The 1,263-nt window shown below is 68.8% G+C and carries 1 protein-coding gene; it reads left to right on the top strand.

Translation table 11 applies throughout. The features are described 5' to 3' along the window. A partial coding sequence (locus tag ACLHZ1_RS20470; protein ID WP_427263526.1) for a hypothetical protein occupies nt 1-1,263 on the top strand: 1,263 nt, incomplete at both ends.

Below are 1,263 nucleotides of genomic sequence, written 5' to 3'. Positions count from 1 at the left end.
CCCAGGCCGGTGATACCCTCAAGGTGAGCGGCCAGGCCGACCGCCTGTTGAGCGAGGCCGACATCCTTGCTGGCAAGGTGGACTACGAGTTTGACCGTCCGGCCGACGGCGAGGCGCTGACCGTGACGGCGACCATCGTGGATGCGGCAGGCAACGAATCCCAGCCGGGCCGCGACAGCGCGGTGATGGGCGACACCACTGCCACCGCGGCGCCGACCGTGGTCATCACCGAAGACAAGAACGACGACGGCACCATCGACCGCACCGAGATCAGCGGCCAGGTAAACGTGGCAGTGACCCTGCCGGGCGAGGCCCAGGCCGGTGACACCCTCAAGGTGAGCGGCCAGGCCGACCGGGTGCTGAGCGATGCCGATATCCTTGCTGGCAAGGTGGGCTACGAGTTTGACCGTCCGGCCGACGGCGAGGCGCTGACCGTGACCGCCACCCTGGTGGATGCGGCGGGCAATGTCTCGCCGGAAGGTAGCGACAGCGCCACCATGGGCGACACCACTGCCACCGCGGCGCCGACCGTGGTCATCACCGAAGACAGCGACAACGACGGCACCATCGACCGCACCGAGATCAGCGGCCAGGTAAACGTGGCAGTGACCCTGCCGGGCGAGGCCCAGGCCGGTGACACCCTCAAGGTGAGCGGCCAGGCCGACCGCCTGTTGAGCGAGGCCGATATCCTTGCCGGCAAGGTGGACTACGAGTTTGACCGTCCGGCCGACGGCGAGGCGCTGACCGTGACCGCCACCCTGGTGGACGCGGCGGGCAATGTCTCGCCGGAAGGTAGCGACAGCGCGGTGATGGGCGACACCACCGAGACCGGTGCGCCGACCGTGGTCATCACCGAAGACACCGACAACGACGGCACCATCAGCAACACCGAGATCAGCGGCAAGGTAAACGTGGCGGTGACCCTGCCGGGCGAGGCCCAGGCCGGTGACGCCCTCAAGGTGAGCGGCCAGGCCGACCGCCTGTTGACCGACGCCGACATCACGGCGGGCAAGGTGGGCTACGAGTTTGACCGTCCAGCCGATGGCGCGGCGCTGACCGTGACCGCCACCCTGGTGGATGCGGCAGGCAACGTCTCGCCGGAAGGCAGCGACAGCGCGGTGATGGGCGACACCACCGCCACCGCGGCGCCGACCGTGGTCATCACCGAAGACAGCGACAACGACGGCACCATCGACCGCACCGAGATCAGCGGCCAGGTAAACGTGGCAGTGACCCTGCCGGGCGAGGCCCAGGCCGGTGACA

The sequence above is a fragment of the Aeromonas sobria genome, assembly GCF_050266975.1.
Lineage (GTDB): Bacteria > Pseudomonadota > Gammaproteobacteria > Enterobacterales > Aeromonadaceae > Aeromonas > Aeromonas sobria_B.
Note: the sequence above shows the minus strand (reverse complement) of the source record. Positions and strands in the feature narration are given on the sequence as shown.